The 26,455-nt window shown below is 24.6% G+C and carries 28 protein-coding genes; 12 read left to right on the top strand and 16 right to left on the bottom strand.

What is annotated here, in order from left to right:
• Positions 1-84 precede the first annotated feature (84 nt).
• Entirely contained in the window at positions 85-1,968 is a 1,884-nt protein-coding gene (gene mnmG, locus AACL03_RS03835) for a tRNA uridine-5-carboxymethylaminomethyl(34) synthesis enzyme MnmG (protein WP_338958921.1), read from the bottom strand.
• Between the two features lie 285 nt (positions 1,969-2,253).
• Positions 2,254-2,382, bottom strand: coding sequence for a hypothetical protein (locus AACL03_RS03830; protein WP_339039398.1), 129 nt, complete (start codon positions 2,380-2,382; stop codon positions 2,254-2,256).
• Between the two features lie 242 nt (positions 2,383-2,624).
• Between AACL03_RS03830 and AACL03_RS03825 the strand changes: the two genes are divergently transcribed.
• Complete coding sequence (locus AACL03_RS03825; RefSeq protein WP_339039040.1) at positions 2,625-3,575, top strand: IS30 family transposase; 951 nt, start codon at positions 2,625-2,627, stop codon at positions 3,573-3,575.
• 111 nt (positions 3,576-3,686) lie between these two features.
• Here the strand turns inward: AACL03_RS03825 and AACL03_RS03820 are convergent, their stop codons facing one another.
• From AACL03_RS03820 to AACL03_RS03780, 9 genes are all read right to left on the bottom strand, one after another.
• Positions 3,687-4,445: a hypothetical protein gene (locus AACL03_RS03820; RefSeq protein ID WP_339039397.1), complete on the bottom strand. Its 759-nt coding sequence runs from the start codon at positions 4,443-4,445 to the stop codon at positions 3,687-3,689.
• Positions 4,446-4,463: 18 nt separating this feature from the next.
• The gene (locus AACL03_RS03815) at positions 4,464-5,084 is read right to left on the bottom strand and encodes a hypothetical protein (protein WP_338958931.1); all 621 of its coding nucleotides are present in this window, start codon (positions 5,082-5,084) and stop codon (positions 4,464-4,466) included.
• Between the two features lie 36 nt (positions 5,085-5,120).
• Complete coding sequence (locus AACL03_RS03810; protein WP_339039394.1) at positions 5,121-5,597, bottom strand: hypothetical protein; 477 nt, start codon at positions 5,595-5,597, stop codon at positions 5,121-5,123.
• 275 nt (positions 5,598-5,872) lie between these two features.
• Complete coding sequence (locus AACL03_RS03805) at positions 5,873-6,529, bottom strand: hypothetical protein (RefSeq protein WP_338976099.1); 657 nt, start codon at positions 6,527-6,529, stop codon at positions 5,873-5,875.
• Positions 6,530-6,569: 40 nt separating this feature from the next.
• Complete coding sequence (locus AACL03_RS03800; RefSeq protein ID WP_339039392.1) at positions 6,570-6,866, bottom strand: DNA methyltransferase; 297 nt, start codon at positions 6,864-6,866, stop codon at positions 6,570-6,572.
• Positions 6,867-7,001: 135 nt separating this feature from the next.
• Positions 7,002-7,244: a hypothetical protein gene (locus AACL03_RS03795; protein WP_339039390.1), complete on the bottom strand. Its 243-nt coding sequence runs from the start codon at positions 7,242-7,244 to the stop codon at positions 7,002-7,004.
• A 112-nt stretch (positions 7,245-7,356) separates the two neighbouring features.
• Complete coding sequence (locus AACL03_RS03790) at positions 7,357-8,145, bottom strand: hypothetical protein (RefSeq protein WP_339039389.1); 789 nt, start codon at positions 8,143-8,145, stop codon at positions 7,357-7,359.
• A gap of 268 nt (positions 8,146-8,413) precedes the next feature.
• On the bottom strand, positions 8,414-8,986 hold the full coding sequence (locus AACL03_RS03785) for a GNAT family N-acetyltransferase (RefSeq protein ID WP_339039388.1): 573 nt from the start codon (positions 8,984-8,986) through the stop codon (positions 8,414-8,416).
• 21 nt (positions 8,987-9,007) lie between these two features.
• The gene (locus AACL03_RS03780) at positions 9,008-10,009 is read right to left on the bottom strand and encodes a fructose-bisphosphatase class II (RefSeq protein WP_339039387.1); all 1,002 of its coding nucleotides are present in this window, start codon (positions 10,007-10,009) and stop codon (positions 9,008-9,010) included.
• A gap of 498 nt (positions 10,010-10,507) precedes the next feature.
• On the opposite strand from AACL03_RS03780, the gene AACL03_RS03775 reads away from it, so the two are divergent.
• Positions 10,508-10,819 (top strand): hypothetical protein, encoded by a 312-nt coding sequence (locus AACL03_RS03775; protein ID WP_339039386.1) that lies wholly within the window; start codon positions 10,508-10,510, stop codon positions 10,817-10,819.
• 136 nt (positions 10,820-10,955) lie between these two features.
• Entirely contained in the window at positions 10,956-11,750 is a 795-nt protein-coding gene (locus AACL03_RS03770; RefSeq protein WP_339039385.1) for a hypothetical protein, read from the top strand.
• 165 nt (positions 11,751-11,915) lie between these two features.
• On the opposite strand, the gene AACL03_RS03765 is transcribed toward AACL03_RS03770, so the two are convergent.
• The gene (locus AACL03_RS03765; protein WP_339039383.1) at positions 11,916-14,039 is read right to left on the bottom strand and encodes a hypothetical protein; all 2,124 of its coding nucleotides are present in this window, start codon (positions 14,037-14,039) and stop codon (positions 11,916-11,918) included.
• Positions 14,040-14,352: 313 nt separating this feature from the next.
• On the opposite strand from AACL03_RS03765, the gene AACL03_RS03760 reads away from it, so the two are divergent.
• From AACL03_RS03760 to AACL03_RS03730, 7 genes are all read left to right on the top strand, one after another.
• Positions 14,353-14,655 (top strand): HU family DNA-binding protein, encoded by a 303-nt coding sequence (locus tag AACL03_RS03760; RefSeq protein ID WP_339039381.1) that lies wholly within the window; start codon positions 14,353-14,355, stop codon positions 14,653-14,655.
• Positions 14,656-14,685: 30 nt separating this feature from the next.
• Positions 14,686-15,699: an alpha/beta hydrolase gene (locus AACL03_RS03755; RefSeq protein ID WP_338958708.1), complete on the top strand. Its 1,014-nt coding sequence runs from the start codon at positions 14,686-14,688 to the stop codon at positions 15,697-15,699.
• A 70-nt stretch (positions 15,700-15,769) separates the two neighbouring features.
• On the top strand, positions 15,770-16,021 hold the full coding sequence (locus tag AACL03_RS03750; RefSeq protein WP_339039379.1) for an FAD/NAD(P)-binding protein: 252 nt from the start codon (positions 15,770-15,772) through the stop codon (positions 16,019-16,021).
• A gap of 86 nt (positions 16,022-16,107) precedes the next feature.
• Positions 16,108-17,058 (top strand): IS30 family transposase, encoded by a 951-nt coding sequence (locus AACL03_RS03745; RefSeq protein ID WP_339038665.1) that lies wholly within the window; start codon positions 16,108-16,110, stop codon positions 17,056-17,058.
• Entirely contained in the window at positions 17,059-17,718 is a 660-nt protein-coding gene (locus tag AACL03_RS03740; protein ID WP_339039377.1) for an FAD/NAD(P)-binding oxidoreductase, read from the top strand.
• 77 nt (positions 17,719-17,795) lie between these two features.
• Positions 17,796-18,299 carry a hypothetical protein gene (locus AACL03_RS03735; RefSeq protein WP_339039375.1) on the top strand — a complete coding sequence of 168 codons (504 nt, stop codon included), beginning with the start codon at positions 17,796-17,798 and terminating at the stop codon, positions 18,297-18,299.
• Between the two features lie 33 nt (positions 18,300-18,332).
• Complete coding sequence (locus AACL03_RS03730; RefSeq protein WP_339039373.1) at positions 18,333-20,018, top strand: dicarboxylate/amino acid:cation symporter; 1,686 nt, start codon at positions 18,333-18,335, stop codon at positions 20,016-20,018.
• A gap of 232 nt (positions 20,019-20,250) precedes the next feature.
• Here AACL03_RS03730 and AACL03_RS03725 read toward each other — a convergent pair whose 3' ends face one another.
• The gene (locus tag AACL03_RS03725) at positions 20,251-20,385 is read right to left on the bottom strand and encodes a hypothetical protein (RefSeq protein WP_338958697.1); all 135 of its coding nucleotides are present in this window, start codon (positions 20,383-20,385) and stop codon (positions 20,251-20,253) included.
• A gap of 213 nt (positions 20,386-20,598) precedes the next feature.
• Between AACL03_RS03725 and AACL03_RS03720 the strand changes: the two genes are divergently transcribed.
• Positions 20,599-20,871 (top strand): hypothetical protein, encoded by a 273-nt coding sequence (locus tag AACL03_RS03720; RefSeq protein WP_339039371.1) that lies wholly within the window; start codon positions 20,599-20,601, stop codon positions 20,869-20,871.
• Between the two features lie 86 nt (positions 20,872-20,957).
• Positions 20,958-21,908, top strand: coding sequence for an IS30 family transposase (locus AACL03_RS03715; RefSeq protein ID WP_339038665.1), 951 nt, complete (start codon positions 20,958-20,960; stop codon positions 21,906-21,908).
• A gap of 140 nt (positions 21,909-22,048) precedes the next feature.
• Here the strand turns inward: AACL03_RS03715 and AACL03_RS03710 are convergent, their stop codons facing one another.
• Genes AACL03_RS03710 through AACL03_RS03700 form a run of 3 tightly spaced genes read right to left on the bottom strand, consistent with a single transcriptional unit; the run spans position 22,049 to position 26,284 of the window.
• The gene (locus AACL03_RS03710) at positions 22,049-24,706 is read right to left on the bottom strand and encodes a cation-translocating P-type ATPase (protein WP_339039369.1); all 2,658 of its coding nucleotides are present in this window, start codon (positions 24,704-24,706) and stop codon (positions 22,049-22,051) included.
• 24 nt (positions 24,707-24,730) lie between these two features.
• Positions 24,731-25,606, bottom strand: a complete 876-nt coding sequence (locus AACL03_RS03705; RefSeq protein WP_339039367.1) for an aldo/keto reductase — start codon at positions 25,604-25,606, stop codon at positions 24,731-24,733.
• 27 nt (positions 25,607-25,633) lie between these two features.
• Positions 25,634-26,284, bottom strand: a complete 651-nt coding sequence (locus tag AACL03_RS03700) for an NAD(P)-dependent oxidoreductase (protein WP_339039365.1) — start codon at positions 26,282-26,284, stop codon at positions 25,634-25,636.
• Between the last annotated feature and the right edge of the window lie 171 nt (positions 26,285-26,455).

Raw genomic sequence — 26,455 nt, 5'->3', positions numbered from 1 at the left:
TCAAAATCTTCTTTGAACTTTAAAATGCAAGTAAAATATTTAATATATAAAATTAGCGATCTTAATTAAAAGATCGCTAATTTATTAAATATTTAAATTTGGATATTTGCGTTTTAAAAAAAATAATAAAACTTGAATATCAGCAGGACTAACACCAGAAATTCTTGTAGCATGACCAATTGTTAATGGTCTAACGCGCTTTAATTTTTCTCTAGCTTCACCAGTAATACTTTCTACTAAATCATAATCAATATCACTAGGAATTTGTTTTTTTTCTAAACTATTAGTTTGTTGCGCCATTTTTAGTTGCTGATTAATATACCCTGAATATTTAATTGTAATTTCTAATTCCATTAATTCATGATATTGTAAATCATTTATTAAAGGTAACTGTGAAGTAAACATTGATAATTTGACACCTGGGCGTTTTAATAATTCATAAGCAATAATATGATTATCGGGAATTGGACCTAAATTATTATTAATAATATACTTAGCAACTTCTGAATTGGGACTAACTTTAATGGTTTTTAATTTTTCAACAATATTGGACATTAATGTTTGTTGAATATTAAATTGTGATCAACGTTGTTCACTAACTAAGCCAACTTGATAACCATACTTAATTAATCTTGTTTGAGCATTATCATTTCGTAATAATAAACGATGTTCAGCTAAAGAAGTTAATAAACGATAAGGTTCAACTGTTCCTTTTGTTACTAAATCATCAATTAAAACTCCGATATATGCTTCATCACGCTTTAAAATTAATGGTCTTTCTTTTTTTATTTTTAAATGGGCATTAATTCCGGCTATTAAACCTTGACACGCTGCTTCTTCATAACCACTAGTACCATTAATTTGACCAGCACTAAATAAGTTTTTAATTAATTTAGTTTCCAATGTTGGTCATAATTGTGTTGGTTCAAAAGCATCATATTCAATAGCATATGCTCATTTTAATACTTCACAATTTTCTAAACCAGGTAACGTTCTCAACATTTTATCTTGCACATCAATTGGCAATGATGTTGAAAAACCTTGGACATAAATTGAATCCAAAGCAAGTGATTCTGGCTCTAAGAAAATTTGATGACGAGGCTTATCAGCAAAACGTACTACCTTATCCTCAATACTTGGACAATAACGTGGTCCAGTACCTTGTGCTTCACCATTATACATTGGTGATTTATCTAAATTATTATTAATAATGGTATGAGTTTTATCATTTGTATAAAGTAAATAACAAGGTAATTGTTTTGCTAATGGTAAAAAATTTTTAGTTTCATGTGAAAATGCTAAAGGTAAATCACTACCTAGTTCAATATTAGTTTTGTCAAAATCAATACTATTTTTTTTAATACGAGGTGGTGTTCCTGTTTTTAAACGTATCATATTAAAGCCTACAATTTTTAATTGTTCAGAAATACCATTACTTGTTCTTTGACCATCTGGTCCTTCTGATTTCTTATTATGACCTTGTAAAGTTAAAGCTGTCATATAAGTACCAGTAGTTAAAATCACAATTTCACTTGTAATTTTTTCGCCATTCTCTAAAATAACACCCTTAGCAGTGTTTTCTTCAATTATTAATGATTGTACCATAACTTCTAAAATTGTTAAATTTTCTTGTTTATTTATTGCATTTTGCATATATTGTGAATAAGCAATTTTATCAGATTGAGCACGAATAGCTCAAACTGCTGGACCACGTGAATGATTTAATAGTTTCATTTGCAAAGCAGTAGCATCTGCTGCTTTAGCCATTTCGCCACCAAGTGCATCAATTTCACGAACCACAACTCCTTTGGCGGGTCCACCAATAGAAGGATTACATGGCATTAATGCAATTTTAGTTTTATCAAGAGTAATAATAGCAGTTTTATGACCTGCTCGTGCAGAAGATAATGCCGCTTCAACACCAGCATGACCCGCACCAATTACAATAATTTCATAGTCATATTTCATTGATTTCACCTCCATTTCATAAAATATTACATATCAAAATTAATAACATCAAAAATAAGAAATTTTATTTTTAATTTTTTTAGTAATGTTATCATAAACAAGCAAAATATTCATGTACTTTTTAGACTTTTATTAAATAAAAATTGAATTTTAGTTAATAATCTTCTCGATTATAATTCATTATATTTTATACAAGATATAAATATTATTTAAAGAATTAGTGCTGCACTTAAAAATAGCAACTGTTTTAACTAGTAATCATTAATACTAATTTAAAACCAGTAATTACTTACTTTTAAGTATTTTATTTATTATCACAAGATGTGTTTTTATTGAAAAGACACTTTTGTCATTAACATTAGTGACTGTATCCAATGGTGATAAAACATATGCAACATCTATTTCTTTTTCCATAACTGTAACCTCTTTTGTATACAATTTGACTTAAATAATTTATCTTAATATCCCTACATAAGTATAATTATAATGTTAATTTTTAAATTTGCAAATTTTTATTTACTATACCTTTAAACTTAAAAAGTATTTTTATATGCTGAGTTATACTTGTAAGTGCAAGTAAATAAAATTGCAAAAAATTCTCATATAAAAATTTCATAATGCTAAATTTAGTTTAGAAAAAAGTAAGGAGTTTTTATATGAGTTATAAACATCTTGGCATAGATGAAAGAATTTATATTGAGAATCAATTGAAATTTAAATTTAAAATTAGTGAAATAGCTAAAAATCTTAATCGAAGTATTAGTACTATTATTCGAGAAATTAATAGAAATAAAGATAATAATCATTATTTTTCATTAATTGCACAAAATAAAGCTGAAAATCGAAAACAATCACATATTAGTTTTCATAAGTTTAAAAATAAGAATTTAGTAAAATATGTACAACAAAAATTACTATTAGGTTGATCACCTGAACAAATTTATGGCAGAATTAAAAATTTTCATAAAGAATGAGTTATTAGTTTTAAAACAATTTATACTTGAATTTATTTTGGAATGCTTGATAAAGTTACTAGTAAAAATTTAAGAAGAAAAGGTAAAAAACGAAAATCTAAAGAAAATCGTGGCAAGTTTAATGGTAAATCAATTAAAGAACGAGATATAAATGTTAATGATCGTATAACACTTGGTCATTGAGAAGGAGATACTATAGTATCATCACGAGGTAAAAGCAAATCATGTTTAATAACTTTAATTGAAAGAGTATCACGATTTACTTTAGCAATATTAGTTAAAAACAGAACTACTAAAGTTATTAATAAAAATGTCAGTTATTATTTATCAATTCTTCCTAAAAACATTGTTAAAACTATTACTTTTGATCGTGGCAAAGAATTTTCAAATTGACAACAACTTGAAAAAAATTTAGATGTAAAAATTTATTTTGCCAATCCATATTCACCTTGACAAAGAGGTACTAATGAAAATACTAATGGTTTAATTAGAGAAAAATTTCCTAAAAAATTTATTTTTTCAAAAACTAATAAAAATGAAGTTCATAAATTTATATTGTCTTTAAATCAAAAACCGAGAAAAATACTAAATTATCTTTCACCAATCGAATATTTGGATAGAAAAATAATTTAGTTGCACTTACCTTTACAATTTAGCTTTTAAAAATAATATTATGAATAAAATATTATATTGTTGACAATAAAAAAGATTGCAACTGCAATCTTTTTTTAAATAAGAAAAATATTATAATGAAAATGAAGTTGAAGAATTATTTCTAGTAATTAACGGTTCACTATCATTTACTTCATTTTGAAAATTATTAATTTTTTTTAACTTTTTAGCTATTTTAACTTGTTTATTAAGTTCTTTTTCTTCTAATCTTTGATTTTTTGCTTTTAAATTTTTTAGCTTATTTTCTGCTTCTTGCAGTTTATCTTTACTTTTTACAATTTTATCACTAAGTGTTTCTAATAATGGACTATTTTTTTTATTAAGTTTTCTTTGACGTTGCGCATCTTTAAGATTCATTCGTACTAGTTTATCTTTTTGCAGTTTAGTTATTACCTTATAAATCTTGACACTTATTGCAGCAGCAATTGCTCCTCCAATAACTATTGGTACAGCATAAAGTAAAAAGTCTAATCCTTCAAATAAATCACTAAAAAATGATTCTATCCCTTGTCAACCTTTTTCAAAAAAATTTCCTACGTCTTTTGTAAAATCCTCAAATCCTTTTGAAATATCTTCTCAAATGCCACTAATATCTGAACCAATATCATCTACACCTTTACCAATTTCTTCTAATCCTTTACCAATATCATTTCCAATATCTTCTATACCTGAACCAATGTCTGATATAATATCTTCCAGTCCTTTACCAATATCTGAACCAATATTATCTACACCCGAGCCAATATCTGATATAACACCTTCTACACCTTTACCAATATCATTTCCAATATTTTCTATTCCTTTGGCAATATCATCTAATCATCCAAACATAATTTTTCTACCTTTCTTTTAACCTAAACTTGGTCTTAATGTTGTTTTATCACTATTATTTATATTTGTTTCTAAACTATTAGCACCTAATACTATACTATTATTAAACTGATTAATATTGGGATTTAATTCAGACAATGGTTCTCTATTAGATTTATTATTTAGTTTTTCTAAATGATCATCTAACATTTTTAATTCAATTTTTAATTTTTTGTTTTCTACTTCTTTTTCAAGCAGTCCCACTTCAAATGTTTTTCTTTCATAATCATATTGTGCTTTTTGACTTGCTAATTTTGATTTGAAACATTCCATTTGTTCTTCTTTAAATATTTCATTTTTTTGTTTACTTTCTTTTTTTGCTTTATTAGTTTCTAGTTTTCTATCAACAATAGAAGTGACAACAGCAGCTGATGCTGTTGCTGCTAATGCTCCTACTACAGGAGTACCTGCTAATAATAATCCTCCACCAACTGCAACAGATCCTATAATAGGCATATTTTTTTTAAGTTGTTTTTTAACATTATTTTTAATTTTCTTTGGTGATGGTATTCCACTAGACTTCTTTGCTTTTTCATTATCATTAATTTCTAATTCAGATGATGAAGACACATTTGAATTCAATCTTTTAAAATCGGGCATTTTTATTTCTCTCTTTCTAATCTATAAAATATTTTTTTAAAGTCTTGTTACTGATTCAGTACGTAAAAGGGGTGTTGCATTATTTTCTAAATTATTAGCAACTAATAACATATCATTATTAAAATTATTAATGTTTGGATTTAATTCAGATAATGGTTGTCTATTAGAACGATTATTTAGGTTTTCTTGTTCTTCTCTTTTTTGATTTTTTTTAACTTCCTTTTTTGTTTTATTATTTCTTATTTTGTTTTCAATAGCAGTATTTGCAACAACAGCAGAACCTGTTGCTGCAAATACTGCTGCTGCACTACCACCTGTTAGTATTGTCGTTGTTGCAACAATGGGAGGAACTATAAAAACTAAATTTTTTTTAACTGTTTTACTAACATTTTTTGTAACATCTTTATCTTTCTTGGGAGATTCTGGTTTCACATTATTTTCTAGTTCATTATTATTAATTTCTAACTCAGGTAAAGGTAAATTAGATTTTTTTTGTTTTTTGTTATTAGACATTTTTATTTCTCTCTTTCTAATCTATAAAATAAAATATGTTTATTTAACTAAATAATTTAATAAAAAAACTAATATAAATAAATCAGAAAATCTATATTAGTAATGAACATTTATTAAATTAATAACAATATAACATATTTTTTTATGAATGTCAGAATCATACATATATGACTATTAAATGGTGAAAATAATAGTTAATAATCATTAATAATGTGTGAAAATAATTTCTTTTATAAAAAAACAGTAACACAAAGTTACTGTTAATTAATTTTTATTTATTTTAATTTAAAAACATATATTTTATCAATTCTTGTTGCTTTACCAGCTTTGCTTCCAAGAGAATTAGTAGCTTTTTTCTTTTGAATTATTGAATCTTCATAAGTTTCTTCTAATCTTAATGGAATTTCAATTTTAATACTATCCCACATAATATCAAAATAATTACATACTTTTCTATTATTTGCATCACCAACTACTAAAATAACTGAAGTATCTTTATTACATATTTTTGAAATTTGTAATAAATACTCTTTCATAAAAATTTTATACGTTTCTAAATCATGTCTATCATCTAACTTAATGTTTTTATTATCTTTATTAGTATCAAATCCTAATATTCACATCTTAAGCCAATTTTGTCTTGTATAATTAATTAAATTTAAATATGGTGGTGATGTAAAAATTAATTTAGGTTTAATATCAAAATAATCCTTTATTTTTAAAGCATTACCCAACTTCACATTAGCAATTTTATTACAATAATGAGCTTTTGATAATACACGTTTTACACGATTACTTATTTTTTCAAAAATATTATCTTCTGGTTTTTTAAGATTATGTTTCAATGCATATTTTCTAACATAGTTAACTGACATTGAAGTGTGATTACTCATACCTAAGGAAAAATATATTGATTCACCATTTTTCTTCATTGGACCATGCATTAATCCTAATGTTATAGCTAAAATAAAATTATCAATTGCTGAAATATATTTTTTTATCTTTGCAATATTTTTCTTCTCAATATTTAATTCTAATTAATACTTCATTAAGTTTAAAACTTTGAGATTTTGCACGAGAAAGTACATAAGCAAATGGATTTAAATCTATTGCATAAGTTTCTCTATTCAATAAACGTGATTGTAAAAGAGTTGTTCCTCTACCAGAAAAAGTATCTAATACAATGTCATTTTCTTCTGAATACTTTTGAATAAAATAATCGGCTAAACTTGGTGAAAACATAGCCACATAAGAACAAATTCTATGCATAGAATCACCTCAAACACGACTAAAGTTTTTTCATGTTTTTTCTTTTGGTAATTCTAATTTGATATTATTAATTTATTTTTCATATATTACTATGTTTGAATTAAATTCCATCTGTTCACCTACTTTCATATTTTGTTATTTTTTTTCTTGAAGTCAACCTATTTTAGTTAAAAATCAATTATAAAAATGAATATAATTTTTTATATTTTCTACTCATAAATTTAAAATTTTTTCACTTTCAAATATATTATATATATTATGAATTGTATCATTAAATATACTTCTAGGAGAATTTTGATATTTCGCAGTAACTAATTCCTTAATAGAAGATTTATTTGAAATAATATCATTTTTAGTATTTTCATCTATTTTTTTCATCTCAAGTAAATCTTGAATAAATAATTCAAAATATTTACTAAATTGTAATCCTGTTTTAGACGTATCAAATAATTTATTTAATATTCCATAAAGAGAATTTATTCTGTTCTTTTTAATTAATTTGTTTATATTTTGAAATAACTCAAGTACACCATAAAGATTTATTAATATCATTACTTAAATTTTCAATAGTTCTATCATATTTAAAATGAATTTTCTTTAAAATTTCTTTTTTAATCTGCCTAATATCCTTATTTTGAAAATTAATTTCTTTACTTTTTTTATATAAATCAGAAAATTCTTTACCTAATCTTCTTAAATAAAGAAGTCTAGGAAATGCACTTTTTCCTGTACTACCTGCAGTATGTCTATTATTTACTATTTGTCATAATTCTTCTTCTGTAGATAATTTTCTATTAACTAATGTAATAGAAATGTTATTAAAATAATGAACATTTAGTTTTTGATAATCATTTATACAAATTAAAATTTTTTTTCAATTGTCTTTCAATGCTGAATTTTCTTTTCCTAATTCATTAACTATATAATCATTAATTTCTTTTCATTCAGAATTATTGAAAGAAAATTCTTCTAATAAATACATGCACATCAATCTTCTGTTACCTTCTAATACATAGAAATTTTGTTCTTTATCATCGGAAATAATATGAATATTATCATTAGAAGCTGTAAATCTATCAGATAAAGATGAAATTAATTCATATAAAACTTCTAAGTTTTTTCTTTCTAAATTTAATATTTTTTTAATTTCAACAAAAATTGAATAGTTATCATAATATATTTTATCTAATTTAATATTAAGATCTGGAATTCTAGGGTTTACAGGCAACATTCTTAAATCATTATATTTTTTTTCAACTATTGTAAATTTTTGTTCCAAAATATTCACCTTATTCTAAACTAAATCTTCATACTTATATTTATTTTAACAAATATACTTAAGAAGTATGCTAAAAATTAATAAAGTTACATTAAATAAATATTTAGAAATTGAATATAATTATGAAGATTTTATTATAGAATATAAATTATAAGAAGATAAAATGAATAAATTAATTTTATTTTTAGTTGAAAAAACGTTAGAAAATAAATTAACTACTAGAGGGTTAAAACTTTTAAACTATAATCCTACTTTTTTTAAAAAAACTTTATTTTTTAAAATACTCACTACGAATAATACTAAATATTTTACAATCACTAACTTTACCATCTTTAATAAAATTACTACGAGAAATTCCTTCAAACTTCATGCCAACACTTTCCATCGTTTTCGCTGAAGCAATATTCTCTTTAACACAACTACCTTCAATTCTAATACTATTAGTATTTTCAAATCCATACTTAATAGCAGTCAACAATGCCTCTTTGGCATAACCTTTACCCCACTCTTTTGGATTAAAAGCATAACCTATTTCCAAACATTTAGTATGAGCAAAATATCTAATAAAACCACAAGTACCGATCATCGTATTGGTTTCATCATCTTTTAATTGCACTGCTCACATTAAAGAACTTAATTGTTTATATTCTTGTAATAAAGAATTAATAAAACCAATACTATCATTAATACTTTTATGAGCTTTTCACGGTACATATTTTGTCATATTTTCATTCTTTGCATAATTAAATAATGCTTGTGCATCATTTAAAGTAATAGGTCGTAGTTTTAAACGTTGACTTTCTAAAACTGGGATAGCAGGTAAACGATCAATATCATTCATAATTTTCTCCTTTAAATATTTTTAAACATACTTATTATATATTTTCATAATTTTTTCAACACTTGGCAATAGTTTATTAACCTGACTAACACTATAAGTAACTTCCATATTTCTAACAACACCATGTGAAACAAAAAAAGTATTTAAATAATATGTACCATAATAATATTTAATTGCTTTTAAACTTCCACCAGCTGTTAAACCCATTGCAACAAAACGGACATTTTCATCTTTTACTAAATCTTTAGCAAAATAATATTTATTATATGATAATTTATATTTTTTAATAGCAATATCTTCAATATTAATACGAATTTTAGTATCTTCATCAGTGGGTCATATTGTTTGATAAGAAATTAACTTAGTTTTAATATTGCCACCAGCACTTAATGCTAATGCTCCTTCAGGAGCACCACCAATACCATAAACAAAATCTGCTTCCTTATTAATAACATCAATAGCAGCAAGCACATCACCATCACCAATTAAACGAACAATAATACCTAAATCATGCAACTTTTCAATTATTTTTTGATGTCTTGGTTTATCTAAAATAATACCAATTAAATCATTATGTTTTTTCATCTTTTGCATAGTTTTAATATTAGTAATAAAATCATCTTCATTGTTAATAGCATCTTCTAAATCGGGTCCAACAAATAATTTTTCCATATACATTTCTGGTAACTTTAAAATAGTATTAGGTGCTGCTGCTGCTAAACAAGCAATACTACCAGCAATATTATAAGCAGCAGGATAAGTACCTTCTACTGGATCAACTGCTAAATCATAAGTTAAAGTTTTTCCTTTTCCTAACTCTTGATTAACAAATAACATTGGTGCTTGATCTAACTCACCTTCACCAACGATAATACGACATTTAATAGGGGCATTATCTAACATAATTGTCATTGCTTCAACAGCAGCAAAGTCAACAGCATTCTTATTTTTACGACCAATAAATTTATAAGCAGCAATTGTTGCCATTTCTACTGCTCTAATTAAATACATATCCTTATTCATATTTTTCTCCATAATTAAAATGCTGAGTTATACTTGTAAGTGCAAGTAAATAAAATTGCAAAAAATTCTCAATATAAATTCTTTCATCTATGCCAAGATGTTTATAACTCATATAAAAACTCCTTACTTTTTTCTAAACTAAATTTAGCATTATGAAATTTTTATATGAGAATTTTTTGCAATTTTATTTACTTGCACTTACAAGTATAACTCAGCATTTTAAAAAATTAATCAAATATTAAACTCATCGCAAACTAAATAATAACTTGATAACTATCAATTTAACATTTACAAATATTATTTATAAAATTTAATAAAATTTCACTTTGAATGTCCATCTTTCTTGACGGCGCTATTTCAAGTTTTCTTAAATTGATAATCTAATAATAAAAGAGAACTAATTCAATCATATTTTTATTTTAAAATAATAAAATTTAAAAATTGTTTTGTTTTGAAAGTAAATAAAAAAATATTTACTTTCAAAGGAGGGCAAAAATTATGAAATATTTTAATCCAAATTATTTATTTAAATTATGAATATTAATCGGACCATTTTTTAACAATAAAGTGCAATATACTAATACTATGTCAACTGATAATGAAATAGATTGTAACAATACATTTGACATAACATCAATAAAAAATTTAATATACAATCAAATAGAACTAGAAACAATAACAAAAGAACTAATTTTACTCAATAGAAATAAGAGAGCAAAAGGAAAAATAAATATTAAAGTAAAAAATAAAACAACGATTACCAAAAATGCTAGTAAAGGAAAAATAAAAAAAAATAAGGAAAAGTCCTAGAAAAATTACAAGAAAAAATAGTGAAGATTCAAATAAAGAGTCAGGAATTTCTAAATCAGACAAAGGAAATATTGAAGAAAAAAGTTTAAAAAAAAGAAAACTAATAATATTTGAAAGAAAAGACAATGATAAAGTAATGGATTTTGTTCCTGAACCAATCACAATTAATGGAAATGATATTTTAAATATTTTAAAATTAACTAAAAAAGAAATTCGAGCATTCAATGAAACAACACAAATTCCATACTTTAGCAAACAACAAATTGAAACATTTACCTCAACACAGATTACCTGATTTACAATAAAACAAATTCCACATTTTACAAAATGACAAATTCCGGTGTTTACAAAATTACAAATTTCACACTTTGCACAAAAACAAATTGCATCATTTACATGATGACAAATACCAACACTCACAGAACGACAAATACCAGCATTGAAATGATCACAAATACAAGCACTAACAGAACGACAAATTAAAGCATTCACAGAACAACAAATTGCATCATTTACAGAAGAACAAGTTCCATTTTTTACAGAAAAACAGATTCAAACTTTCAATACAACAACACAAATACCAGAATTTAGAAAATGACAAATTGAAGAATTTCAAGAATGACAAATTCAAGCATTTCATTGATCACAAATTCAGTCATTTACAGAAAAACAAATTCCATGATTTACAATAAAGCAAATTCCATATTTTGAAGAATGACAAATACAACACTTTAGCAAACAACAAACTCCATCATTTACAGAAAAACAAATTCCATGATTCACAGAACAACAAATTAAAGCACTCACAGAATGACAAATTGCATCATTTACACCATTATGATCAGAAATTTTATTTAAAAAATATATTAATGATGAAAAATCATGAGAAGAAATCAATGTTAAAAATAGAAGTATTTCAAAATTTATATAAAAAACTTAATTATTAAACATCTTTCTTTGTTAATTTTACAAAATTTGTAAATTATAAATTCAAATCATAAAATAAAAAATTACAAAATAAGTAAATAATATTTTAAATTCCAGATAATTTAATTATCTGGAAAATATGCATTATTTATAAGTTTAAAACTTTTGATTATATATTATTTGTAAATACTATCTTTTGTTCAGAAAGTACTAAACCAACTGATAATTCTTGATTTATTGATTCAACATCTGCTATTTGTAATACATTATTAGAATTTCCTATCAAACATTCTGAATTTATCAAATTTAATGTTATATCTAAAATATTAGATATTTCTTTTACCATTTTATATACAAAATCATTTTCTTTAAGAAATTCGCTAGTTTGTTGAGTTTCATAATCACTTATTTTTATACTTTGCTGTTTTTTATTTAAATCAAGAAATTCATTAAATTCAAAAAATAAATGTTTTAACTCTTGTAATTGATCTTTTTGTTGATAAATTTTTTCATATAATAAATCTAAATTTTTAATATAATTTTTAATATTATTGTTTTGTACTCTAACTTTTATAAACATAAATTTATAATCTTTTTTATTTTTTTGTTCAAAATTATTAATTATTTTTTTAGATATTTTTTGATTTAAATTATATTTTTTTTGATAATCATACATTAATGGAATAAACTTTTTAGGAATTTTAATTAATGTTGTAAAATCAATTAAAAACAAAAGATTTTGAGAACTATCATTTTCACTAATACATAATAAAGCAAATTTTTTGTTTTCATTAAAAAGAAAGTTCTTTTTATTATTTTTTGCTATTTTATTTTGTAATTTTTTAAAAATTATTTTTTCTTCTTCATTACAATCTTCAAATAATAGTAATGGATTAAAATAAAGGTTTTTTGCTATTTTTTGATTCTTCCCTTCATTTAAACTATCATCTTTAATAAAAATTAAATAAGAATATGGACCTTTATATTCTTGTAAAAAATTATAATAATTAAGAGTCATTTTTACTATTGATCCTGATTCTAATTTTAATTCTTCAAAATCAAATAATTTGCATTTACCATTATTTTCATTATTGATATCAATAGTGATATCACTAGAAGTTGATGGTTGTAATTCTTGTTGAGCATTACTTTCTTTATAGTTATTAAACTGTTTTATACTTTTTAAAAGTTCACCATATTTATTTTCTCCAAAAAAAGTAGTGAAATTCTTGATAATAATTTTAAGTGCAGCATCATAATCAGCAACTATTGATATAGAATTTTCAATTTTAGAGTTTTTAATAAAAAAATATTCACCTAAAAATTTATCTATTTGTTCTTTTATTGTAATGAAAAACTTAAAATCTTCTTTTATTTTTTCATTAAAATTTTTAAATTCATTAAATAAATTAATAATATCATTACTCTTTTTGGTTATATTCAATTTATTTTCAGTAAAACAACTATTCATTTTATTATTAATTTCACTTAATTTATCCCTTATTTCTTTTATATTTTTTTCAATTTTATCTTTAATTTTTTTTATATCAATTTCTAACTTTAATTGTTCTTCCGTTAGTAATATTATTTCTTTTTTTTGGCTTTTAATACTACTTTCATTTTCCAAAATTTGTTTTTTATAACTTGAAATTTTTGTTTCTAAAATTTTAATTCTTTCTTTTGCATTTTTAACTTTATTATTATAATCGATTCATAATGCATCTCAATGCTTTTGTATGTTTGCATCACTTGAATTAACTTCAATTAAGGTTGATACTACTTCAACATATTTTATTTTTGTTCTCATAGTAGCTTGGAAATCTTCAATATTTTTTTGAGTTTCTTGAAAAGTATCTTTATCTATCTTTGTGATTTTTTCTTTAAACTCTTCTTTATCTTTTTGCAAAGCTTTAATTTCTTTTCTTATTATTTTTAATTCTTTTTGATCTTTTGCTATTTTTTCATCCAATGTTTGATTTCTAAGTTGATTATTAGTGCTACTTTTTGTTAAATGTTCAATATGACTTTTTAAGTTTTTTAAATCATCTTCTTTATAAGCTAAATCCTTTTCATATTTACTATTTTCTAATTCTTCTTCTGATAAAATATCTTGATATCTTTGTTTATAATTACGTTGTTCCTCAACACTTTCATTTATGAAAAATGTGAATTCTTTTTTAAAAATTTCTAAATTTTCTTTAAATTTTCTAATCTTATTTTCAATATCACTTATTGAAACATTTGTTGTCGCTATCTCTAGAATAATTTTAAACCTCTCTTTCTTTTCTTTCAAAAATAAAAAAACCACTTGCTTTAAAACTAAAGCAATGGCCAAACACTTTTATTTTTGTAATTACATTTTATAGAAATTATAATTATAGTTAAGGAATATACTTATTTATACTATTGAATATAATAAAGAAATTTTTATCTTTGATTCTTATTATTTTTAATGTTAAAATTATTCAAATTAAATATGTAAAATGCCTTTTATATATAAAATTATTAACAAGCAAAGTACGAAAAATTTATAGATTACATTTTATAAATAAAATAATATAAAATAATATTAGAAGGATATGGGCAAACAGATAGGGTTGATTTTTATGAACGCAAAAGAATTAATTGCAAGAGTATCAGATAAAACTAAATTTAACATTCAAGATATTGAAATAGTTTTTAATTGTGTAATTGAAGAAATTAAAAATATTAACCAACTAGGTAAAGTAATTACTATTCCTAATTTTGGTACTTTTAAAATCAAAAAAGTAAAACCCTGTTTACGACGAAATAGTAAAAATAATGGACAACACGTAGTTAGCAAATACAAATATATTAAATTTATACCTTATAAAAAATATATTCGTTGTAAACCAAAACCAACAATACTAAATAATGTCGACTATTAAAATGTATGACCTAAAATGTGAGGAAAACCAATGAAACAAAGTAGTATTAATAGAATAAAATTAAGACAAAAAGTTAATATAAATTCAATTGAAATGTTTAAAGCATGCTTGCAATATAATTCACAATTTCAACCGAAAGTTAAAATTGAATTAGCAAAATGGCCAATGTATTTTGAATATTGAGAATACCTAGAAAAACATGAAAATATAATTCCTTTTTCAATTAAAACATCAATTGACAATTTAACATTATACGGTAATCTTTTAAAAAGTCCCCTTAAAAATGAAAATAATAATAAAACAATAATTCTATTACACGGAATAACTAATACAAGATTTTGAATATTTAAACAAGCTTTCATTTTTTTACGTGCTGGCTACAATGTTATTTGATATGATGCTCGTAACCATGGTGAAAGTGATGCATCACCAACAACTTTTGGTTTAAAAGAATCACAAGATTTACAAGACATTATTGAATACTGTTGTAAAACATATAAACAAGAAACTACTGCTTTAGGATTATATGGTTTTTCATTAGGTGGCGCAACAGTAGTAATGTGAAGCAATTTATATGCAAAACATAAAATTAATCAAAAAGTAAAATTCATTATTTCTGATTGTACATTTAGTCGCTTAGATCGTACCTATAGTGAAAAACTATACAACTATGCTTTCTTACCTACTAATTTAATGCTGAAATTAAGTCGTAAAAAAGCACAAAAAGCATTTGGTGTTGATGGTTTACAAGAAATACAACCAATTAAATATTTAAAACTAATACCTGATATGCCAATGTTATTTCTTCATGGTCAAAATGATCACTTTATTAACTACACTAATGCTAACGAATTATTTCAAGAAAAAATTCGCTATGAAATACCAAAAAAAAGTTCATTATACACTATCCTTGATGCTAACCACGGTCAAAGTTTTTTAATTGGTGATTTAGACCACACAGTTGTTAATGAATATAATTTAGTAACTGATAAGGGTATTAGTGACACTACTTTAGAATTTGTTCAAAAATGAATCAATACTTAAGATAAACACTATTAATTGATTTTTTTATTAAATATATATTATAATTAATGAGAGTGGAGCGATGATAAAAATGAAAATTAAAGTTATTATTATTGGTGCTGGTGCGACTGGGATGGGAGTTGCGAATAAATTATTACGTAGTGAAAAAAATAGTGATAAAAACTTTGATATCCATGTTTATCAAGAAAAAAACTATATTTCACTTGGTGCTTGTGGTATTCCTTATTATATTGCTAATGAATTTAAAGATAAAAAACTTTTAAATGACCGTACAAAAAAAGATTTTTCAGAAAAAACTAATAATGCTGAGTTATACTTGTAAGTGCAAGTAAATAAAATTGCAAAAAATTCTCATATAAAAATTTCATAATGCTAAATTTAGTTTAGAAAAAAGTAAGGAGTTTTTATATGAGTTATAAACATCTTGGCATAGATGAAAGAATTTATATTGAGAATCAATTGAAATTTAAATTTAAAATTAGTGAAATAGCTAAAAATCTTAATCGAAGTATTAGTACTATTATTCGAGAAATTAATAGAAATAAAGATAATAATCATTATTTTTCATTAATTGCACAAAATAAAGCTGAAAATCGAAAACAATCACATATTAGTTTTCATAAGTTTAAAAATAAGAATTTAGTAAAATATGTACAACAAAAATTACTATTAGGTTGATCACCTGAACAAATTTATGGCAGAATTAAAAATTTTCATAAAGAATGAGTTATTAGTTTTAAAACAATTTATACTTGAATTTATTTTGGAATGCTTGATAAAGTTACTAGTAAAAATTTAAGAAGAAAAGGTAAAAAACGAAAATCTAAAGAAAATCGTGGCAAGTTTAATGGTAAATCAATTAAAGAACGAGATATAAATGTTAATGATCGTATAACACTTGGTCATTGAGAAGGAGATACTATAGTATCATCACGAGGTAAAAGCAAATCATGTTTAATAACTTTAGTTGAAAGAGTATCACGATTTACTTTAGCAATATTAGTTAAAAACAGAACTACTAAAGTTATTAATAAAAATGTCAGTTATTATTTATCAATTCTTCCTAAAAACATTGTTAAAACTATTACTTTTGATCGTGGCAAAGAATTTTCAAATTGACAACAACTTGAAAAAAATTTAGATGTAAAAATTTATTTTGCCAATCCATATTCACCTTGACAAAGAGGTACTAATGAAAATACTAATGGTTTAATTAGAGAAAAATTTCCTAAAAAATTTATTTTTTCAAAAACTAATAAAAATGAAGTTCATAAATTTATATTGTCTTTAAATCAAAAACCGAGAAAAATACTAAATTATCTTTCACCAATCGAATATTTGGATAGAAAAATAATTTAGTTGCACTTACCTTTACAATTTAGCAATAAAAATAAAATTAAAATTCATTTAAATCAAAATGTTATTAAAGTCGATACAGCAAAACAAGAAATTCATGTCAAAAAAACAATAGACGATAAAACTAAAGCAAAAGTTGTATCTTATCATGCCTTAGTTATTGCAACAGGAGCCAAACCAAAAATTCCGCCACCTTTTAGTCATGGTATTTTACCACATAATGTTTATAATGTTTTTACTAAAGAAGATGCTATAAATCTAAAAAAAGCAATGAAAAATGCTAAAAAAATAGTTATTATTGGTGGTGGATTTATTGGCATGGAAATGGCAGAAGCATGCTTAAAACAAAAAAAAGATGTCACAATCGTTGAAATGAAAGATCGATTAATGGCAGACGTTGTTGATAAAGAATTTAGTCAATTAATTTATGATGAACTAACCAAAAAAAATATTAATCATAAAACTAAATCAAAAAACAATGCCACTATTTTACTAAACTATCAAGTTGAAGAACTAATGATGACTCATAATAATGTTAATGATTTGCGTTTAAGAAGTGTAAATGATAAAAAAAACGGAAAAACAATACCTTGTGATTTAGTAATACTAGCAGTTGGTTTTGAACCAAATACGAATTTTTACAAAATAGCAATATTGAATTAAACAAAAATAAAGCAATTATTATTAACGAATTCTGTCAAATTCCTTCTAAAGAAAATCTTACAAAAAAGTTTTCAAATATGTATAGTGGTGGTGATTGTGCACAAATATATAGTCAATTTGATAAATCATCAATATATGTTCCCTTGGCAACTAATGCTAATAAAATGGCACGTATTATTGCTGATAATATTAAAAACCCAGAACATAAATATCCAGGAACTTTAGGGTCAAGTATTTTACGTGTTGGTAATTTAGAAATAACAAAAACTGGTAGTTTTGATACGATTGATAAAAATAAAATTGGTAGTGTTTATATTAAAGATTATGATCTACCAAGATACTTAAAACAATCTCGTCCTTTATACTTAAAACTATTTTATGATAAAACAAATTTCCAATTACTGGCAGCACAAATGGCAGGTTATAATCATGCCACATTAAGAATTAATGCTCTTGCTACTGCCATTTGAAATAAAATGGACATCCGTGATTTACAAAATTTAGATTTAGTTTATTCACCTCCTTTTGCTCGTACTAGTGATATTATTCATATAGCAAGCAGAAAAGTAACATCGTCATAACCTATAAAAAATAAAAAGAATGAGGTAGCAACTATGACAACTCTTAGTAATAACAATATTAACTTATTAAGAGACTTTGTTGGTATTTCACACTGACAAAGTCTAATCGGGATAATTGTCTTTTTTAGTATTATCCTAGCACTTTCTATTTTTATTAAAAAAACTAAACCTAAATTTCCAATTCGTATTTTTACTGGAATGGGATTAGGACTAATTTTTGGTATTACTATCCAAGCTATTACTGGTTTTAATAGTCATAACATTACTTATCCTAACTTACCTGGAACACCAATAAAACCTAATCCTGACTATATACCCTGAGTTGCAGAAATTGTACACTGAATTGAATTATTAAAAACTATTTTTATTATTGGTATTACTATGTTAACTATTCCATTAGTATTTTTAGCTATCGCTAGAATTACTAGTAAAAAAAATAGTAACTCAAAAACAATAACTAAAGTTTCAGGAGTTGGTATTACTATTTTATTAATAAATGTGGCTATTGCTTTTACTATTGCCTTTGGACTAGGAATTGCTTTCAAAATTGGGCAAGGTTTTAATTTAACTGATGGTGGTAATTACGATAAAACTACTGCCAAAACAATTCCCGAAATTATCATTAGTTACGTTCCTAGCAGCTTAATTGGTGTTTTTACTCAAACATTAATTATTCCAATTATTGTACTTGGTGCTTTAATTGGATTTGCAATTAAAAAACTAACTAAGCATAATGAAGAACGAATGGACAAAGCAAGAAACACTTTAGAAACAATGTGAAAAATTATTATTTCAATATTAATGATGTTTATTAAAATTATGCCATTTGCTGTTATGAGTATGCTAGCAACAGCAATTATTAATCAACCAATTGGTGCACTTGCTAATATTGGCATTATTATTGGGGTTGCTTATTTAGCACTACTTATTACTTTCTTATGACATTTATTATCATTATATTTATTTGGTATTAATCCTTATCGTTGATTAGTAAAAGCACAGAAACCAATTATTGCTGGTTTTACAACTCAGTCTTCTAATGCCGCTTTACCAATTGCTATGAATACCTTAAAAGAAGATTTAAAAGTGAAAGAAGAGGGTAGTGATACAGTAATGCCACTTTCAACAACAATAGGTTTAAGTGGCTGTGCTGGAGTACAAGCTGGAATTATTTTATCTTTCTTATGATTTAGTGTTATCCTTCCTGGTAATTTTCCCAACTGAACAATCGCTATTTTATTTATTAATGGTTTAATTGTAACACTAGTTGCTTCATTAGGAATTGCGGGAGTGCCAGGAACTGCTGCTGTTGTAACGGCTGGTGTTTTAGGTGGTCTTGGTTTTGGTAGCTATTATGCTGCTGTTTATGGTATTATTGGTGCCTTAGATGGTTTATTTGATATGGGCAGAACTGCAGTTAATATTTCTGGTGGTTTACAAGCTACTGTTATTGCTTCTCGCAATCAAGAATTAATTGAAGATGAAAAACTTTTATTAAAAAAATACCCTTTTAAGGGTTTACACATTTTAACAAAGAAAGTTGGAGCCAAATTGTTAATTAGATCTGAAAAAAATGATAAGATTCAAGCATTAAAAAAAGATACTAAAGTTAAAATTGAAGCATTAAAAAAAGTAAAAAATAGTGAGAATGATATTAAATTTTTAAAAGAGCAGTTAAAAAAAGATATTAAAGCAATTAAGAATGGCAAAGATGTATAATTTCCAACTATTATTACATTAAATATTTTTAGTAATCTATTTCATAAAGATATCACAAAACTAAATATATAATAGAAATTAAATGAGGAAAATAACTAATTTTTTGAGATGGACTAATAAAGATTAATTGATGTGCTAATATATTTCTACCTTCAATAATACCTTTTATTAAAGGACTTTTATCAAATCCTAATGTATAATCATTATCCTTTGATTAAAATCATTTTTTTCTTTATACATATCTTCTAATTGACTTAGTAAGATATTCATTTTTTTGAATTTTCTTTAAACTATCTGTAACATTTGCAATTGCCTGCTGTTTATTTGATGTTACTGGTTTAGTTTTCTCTGCAAAATAATTTTGCATATAAATATCTGAAATATTTGTTTGTTTAGTTATATCAATAATTATTGAACCTTGATAACTTTTATCATTAAAACTACTAATTATTTTTACATTTTATTTTAGAAATTTTTTGTCATTCTTATTTATTGCCGTGAATAATATTATATAATGGTATTTAAGTTCTATTTTATATAATTTATATGAAAGTAAATGAATTTAAAGGAGAAAAATAAAATGAAAAATTTATTAAAATTATTATCAATTTTAGCAATATCAACACCAATACCATTAACTGTAGTTGCTTGTGATACACCAGACTCAAAAAAAGATACAAAAATTGATATTTCAACAAAAATTCCTAATAATATAGATTTAGGGATATTAAAATTTAAAAAAAATATAAAATCTGAATTTTTAAATAAATTACAAGAAAAATTAGTAACAATGTTAGGTTTAAAAACTATTACAAGTAATGACTATGATGTTTATGCTGAGTTATACTTGTAAGTGCAAGTAAATAAAATTGCAAAAAATTCTCATATAAAAATTTCATAATGCTAAATTTAGTTTAGAAAAAAGTAAGGAGTTTTTATATGAGTTATAAACATCTTGGCATAGATGAAAGAATTTATATTGAGAATCAATTGAAATTTAAATTTAAAATTAGTGAAATAGCTAAAAATCTTAATCGAAGTATTAGTACTATTATTCGAGAAATTAATAGAAATAAAGATAATAATCATTATTTTTCATTAATTGCACAAAATAAAGCTGAAAATCGAAAACAATCACATATTAGTTTTCATAAGTTTAAAAATAAGAATTTAGTAAAATATGTACAACAAAAATTACTATTAGGTTGATCACCTGAACAAATTTATGGCAGAATTAAAAATTTTCATAAAGAATGAGTTATTAGTTTTAAAACAATTTATACTTGAATTTATTTTGGAATGCTTGATAAAGTTACTAGTAAAAATTTAAGAAGAAAAGGTAAAAAACGAAAATCTAAAGAAAATCGTGGCAAGTTTAATGGTAAATCAATTAAAGAACGAGATATAAATGTTAATGATCGTATAACACTTGGTCATTGAGAAGGAGATACTATAGTATCATCACGAGGTAAAAGCAAATCATGTTTAATAACTTTAGTTGAAAGAGTATCACGATTTACTTTAGCAATATTAGTTAAAAACAGAACTACTAAAGTTATTAATAAAAATGTCAGTTATTATTTATCAATTCTTCCTAAAAACATTGTTAAAACTATTACTTTTGATCGTGGCAAAGAATTTTCAAATTGACAACAACTTGAAAAAAATTTAGATGTAAAAATTTATTTTGCCAATCCATATTCACCTTGACAAAGAGGTACTAATGAAAATACTAATGGTTTAATTAGAGAAAAATTTCCTAAAAAATTTATTTTTTCAAAAACTAATAAAAATGAAGTTCATAAATTTATATTGTCTTTAAATCAAAAACCGAGAAAAATACTAAATTATCTTTCACCAATCGAATATTTGGATAGAAAAATAATTTAGTTGCACTTACCTTTACAATTTAGCATTTAAACAATGATCATACATTAGTAATTCCTTACGCAATGCAGTTAAACTCATATCTGGTGTATAACTAAATAATTCATACGGAATAATTCTCATTATTAATTTTCCATTCTATATTATTTAACTTTTACTTTATTTTGTTCTTTTTTAATTAATTTATTAACTAAAAGTCTAATTCCTTTATACACTTCTAATAATCACATTGGTATTGTTGATAAAGCAATACAAAGTAATCAATCAACTGCACGAAAACCAGCACCAATACCAAAAGCATTGCTAACAACAGGTGTAAAAATAATAAAAGTATTAATAGCAAAAGCACTAATCGCCGCAACTCAAATATATTTATTTTTTCAAGTAATCTTATTAAAAATACTTGTATTAGCACCTGAAACAAAAGAAAATGCATAAAAAAAAGGAGCATTAGTCATTATAACAAAAACAAAACCTTCGCTATTATTTTCATGTAAAATTTGAGGTAAAAAATGAAAAGCTAATAGTAACAAGGTACTTAATATTATACTAACAATACCAATAAATCCTCAACTACCAGTAAGAATTCTATCATTCCGTTTTGTTGGTTTTCTAAGCATTAAATCAGGGTTATTAGGTCCCATTGACATTGGAATTGCAATAACAGATTCAACAATTAAATTAATTCATAAAATTTGAATTGGTTGCAATAATTCATTTCATCCAAAAATAGCACCAATAACAATTGAAAATACTTGGGCCATATTAGTAATTAAAATAAAAATAACAATTCTTTTAATTTTACTGTAAATATTACGCCCTTCTTCAATAGCATCAACAATAGTAGCAAAATTATCATCAGTTAATACTATTTGTGAAGATTCTTTAGCAACATCGGTTCCCGTAATACCCATCGCTACTCCAATATCTGCTGCTTTTAAACTAGGAGCATCATTAACACCATCACCAGTCATCGAAACAACCTTATTATGACTCTGTAATGCTTTAACAATCTTAACTTTATGTTCAGGAGAAACACGAGCAAAAACTCGATATTGATTAATATTAGCATTAAATGATTCTTCTGGAATATCATCAATTGTATTACCACTAAGTGCTTGTGTTTTATTTTCAATCAAACCTAATTCTTGACCAATAGCAACAGCAGTATTTAAATGATCACCAGTAAGCATAATTGTATCAATACCTGCTTTTTTAGTTTTAACTAAAGAATCTTTAACTTCGTTTCTTGGCGGATCAATCATTCCAACTAATCCTAAAAAAGTTAAATTACTTTCAATTTCATTAATATTACTATAATCTTTCGTATTATTAACAGTTTTATAACTTGCTCCTAAAACACGTAATGCTGAATTTGACATTTCTTCCATACTTGCAATTATTTCTTTTTTAATTTGTGCAGTTAATACTACTCTTTCGTTATTAATAAGCGTATGAGTACAAATATTAATCATATTATCAACCGCGCCTTTAACAAAAACATAAGTTTCTTTATCATATTCATTAATTGTTGACATTAATTTACGATTGGAATCAAAAGGTATTTCATGAACTCGAGTATGTTTATCACTAAGTGCCTTTGTTGGAAACTTTAATGTTTCTGATCAATTAATAAGTGCTGCTTCTGTTGGATCACCAATAGTTTTATTTTTACTAACTTCACTATTATTACATAATACTAAACAATCTAAAAATAATTGTTCTTGTTTAGTTTTCTTTTTAAAGTCATTACTATCATTAACTGATTTTGTTAAATAATATTTTTTAATAGTCATTTTATTTTGTGTTAAAGTTCCGGTTTTATCAGAACAAATAATATCAACTTGACCTAATGTTTCAACAGCAGGTAAATGTTTAACAATAGCATGTTTTTTTGCCATTCTTGAACTTCCCAGTGATAATGAAACGGTGACAATAACTTGCAAACCTTCAGGTATTACTGCTATTGTTAAAGCAATTCCAAAAATTAAAGCATTAATAGCAGGTACTTTAATTAAGAAAAATTGTAGTAAAAACATAGCTAAACCTAATAATAAAGCAAAAACTGAAATTATTCTAATTAAAAAAGACATTTGTCGCGTTAATGGTGATTTAGGTTCTTTTTCTTCTTGTAATAACTTAGTTATTTTTCCAATTTCAGAAGTTTTTGCTGTTGCATAAACTAAACCAAGACCACTACCTGTAGCAATAGAAGTAGACATAAAAGCAAGATTAGTTCTTTCACCAATTGATAATTTTTCTTCAGTTAATGCTTCAGTAGTTTTACTAATTAAGGTTGATTCACCAGTTAAAAGTGATTCATTAGTACGTAAATTATAAGACTGAATAATACGCAGATCAGCAGGTACAAACATTCCCGCATCTAAATAAACCAAATCACCTACCACTAAATCTTTAGCATCAATATCGTATTTATTACCATTACGAATTACTACTGCTTGTGAAGAAACTAATTTCTTTAAAGAGTCCAAAGAAGCTGCAGCTTTTACTTCTTGATAAGTAGCCAAAGTAGCATCAACAATTACAATTAAAAAAACAACTAATGCTTCTTGTCATTGACCAATAACAGTAGCAATAATTGCTAATGCAATTAATACTAAAACAAATGGTTCAATAAAATGTGCTAAAACTATTTTTCAAATTGGCTTTTTTTTCGTAACTGGTAATTGATTAGGTCCTGTTTCTATTAACAATTGAGCTGCGGCTTCTTCAGTTAAACCTGTAACAAAATTAGTATTTAGTTTTTTTGCTAATTCCTTAGTTGTATCATTTCAAATCACAATTATTTAACCCCCTTTTTAAATTTAATCCATCATAATTCCTTTTCAAAATTTTTTATCATTAGATTGTGGGCCTAAAGCAGTTTGTGGTAATTTTTGAATTTTTAACATTTCTTCTTCTGTTAGTTCAAAACCCCCAATATCGGGATTACTAATAATTCGCTCTGGATTAGTTGATTTAGGAATAACTACTTGACCCAATTGTCAAGCTCATCTTAAAGCAATGTGACTAGTAGTAACCTTGTATTTATTTGCTAATTCTTGTAATAATGGTATTTCATCTGCTCTACCACCTAGCATTGTTCTTCATGAAGTAACAGCAATATTATTCTCGTAACAAAAATCTATTGTGTTTTTTTGATTAAAACCAGGATGTGTTTCAATTTGATTAATTGCTGGTTTTATTTTTATTTTTTTAAAAAAATCTTTTAATTGTGAACTATTAAAATTTGAAACACCAATTGCCCTAACTTTACCATATTCATAAAATTCTTCTAAGGCTCTTCAACATTCAAAACTTTGTTTAGTTGGTCAATGAATTAAACATAAATCTAAATAATCTAGTTTTAAACGAGTCAGGATACCACGCAAAGCATCTTTAGTAAGTTCATATTCATGATTGTCATTTCAAATTTTAGAAGTAATAAATAAATCTTCCCTTTTAACTTCTGGATTTTCTGCTAAAAAATCTTTAATTGCATTACCAATTATCTCCTCGTTTTTATAATATTCTGCAGTATCAATATGACGATAACCATTTTGCAAAGCACAAATTACTGAATTATAAATAGATTTACTATCAACCATTAAATATGTACCTAATCCAAATTGAGGAATTTTGACACCATTATTTAGAGTTATCGTTTTTTGTAAAATTTGTTCTTTTGTAAGTTTTACCATTTGTCTAATATCCTTTCAAACAAAATATTAATTATAACCCGCTGTAAAACGTTTTTTAATAAATTTTTGTTCTTTAATCTCATTAATAATAGCAATTGCAGCATCACCATAACTAATCTCACTTTTTCCTTCTTTATTAACAATTAAATGATTGTTACCAATTTTAAATTTACCTAAAGTTGGTAATTCTGGGTCATAGTATAAAGAAGGGCTAAAATATGTTCAATTAATGTCACTGCTACGATAAGTAGCTAATGCTTGAACTTGTTGTTGTGCATGTTCTTTTCATGCTTCAGGAAATGCACTTGTTTCTACTAATATTTCATTCTTATCATCTAACAAACTACCAGCACCAACAACAATTAATAACCTTTTAATATTTTGACATTCATGCATGATAGTAATTAAGTTTTTAGCAACTTGCTGATGAATATTTTGGGGATTATCAATAGTAGGGCCGTAAGCACTAATTAAAATATCAACATCATTAACAACCGCTTTAATACTACTTTTATTAGTAAGATCAGCTTTTTTAATGGTCAATCGATTATCATTATTAAGAATTGGCATTTTAATAGGATTTCTAGTAATGGCAACAACTTGATATCCCTGTTTTAAAGCTTCTTTAGTTAAAGCAAGTCCTGATTTTCCTGATGCTCCAATAATTCCAATTTTCATAGTTAATACTCCTTTTCAAACTTAATTTTAACGAAGAGTCAACAATATACTATAGTAATTATAGCATAAGTACACCTTATATTAGGTATTAGTTTGGGTGTTAGTAAATCATAAAATTATGATTTTAATTTATAATATTGCTACTTTTACTCATAAATTTACAATTATATA

The sequence above is a fragment of the Spiroplasma endosymbiont of Andrena trimmerana genome, from assembly GCF_964019575.1.
Classification (GTDB): Bacteria; Bacillota_I; Bacilli_A; order Mycoplasmatales; family VBWQ01; genus Spiroplasma_E.
This window is presented reverse-complemented; position numbering and strand designations above follow the sequence as displayed.